The sequence below is a fragment of the Rhizobium sp. SRI_017 genome (genome assembly GCF_057586295.1).
The window spans coordinates 1-624 of sequence record NZ_JBYCZP010000091.1 but is presented as its reverse complement, the minus strand read 5'-3'; the positions used below and the strand labels follow the sequence as shown (position 1 = coordinate 624).

Annotated in this window: 2 protein-coding genes; both read left to right on the top strand. The window is 63.3% G+C overall.

Annotated features, from left to right (window positions below; translation table 11 throughout):
- On the top strand, positions 1-292 hold a 292-nt coding region (locus AC2YI2_RS35160), incomplete at its 5' end, for an STAS domain-containing protein (protein ID WP_487391143.1).
- A partial coding sequence (locus tag AC2YI2_RS35155) for a response regulator (RefSeq protein WP_487391142.1) occupies positions 289-624 on the top strand: 336 nt, incomplete at its 3' end. The genes AC2YI2_RS35160 and AC2YI2_RS35155, both read left to right, overlap by 4 nt.

The following is a 624-nucleotide window of genomic DNA, read 5'->3' as shown; positions in this document are numbered from 1 at the left end:
CGATACCGATCTTACCATTCGGAACGCAGCAGTGATCAAGGCCATGCTTGCCGAGCGCTTGCTGGTTGAGCGCAGCGTCAGCCTCGAGCTCAATCCCGACGCTCCCGTCGATCTGAGCTTCGTCCAGCTCGTGGCGGCAGCCCGTATCCGACAGCGCAACGTTGGCGGCGAACTCGCGCTCGCCGAGCCGGCAAGCCCGAAGCTGCGCGATGTGCTGCGACGCGCCGGCTTCATCGAGGGCGCCTCGCTCGACGATCTAAAATTCTGGCTTCACTCGGAGAATGCACAATGACTGCTAAGATTCTGACCGTCGACGATTCCGCGAGCATCCGGCTCACGACGCGCGTGACCCTGACCGGCGCCGGCTATCAGGTGACCGAGGCCGTCGATGGCATGGACGGCATCGGCAAGCTGAATGAAGGCCAGTTCGACCTCGTCATCACCGATCTCAACATGCCGAACATGGACGGCCTGACGATGATCCGGGAGCTGCGCAAGATCCCGGCGCATATGGGCGTTCCGGTCATCTTCCTGACCACGGAGTCCGACGGCGAGCTGCGCCAGCAGGCCAAGGCGGCCGGTGCCACCGGTTGGCTCACCAAGCCGTTCGATCCCGAAAACCTC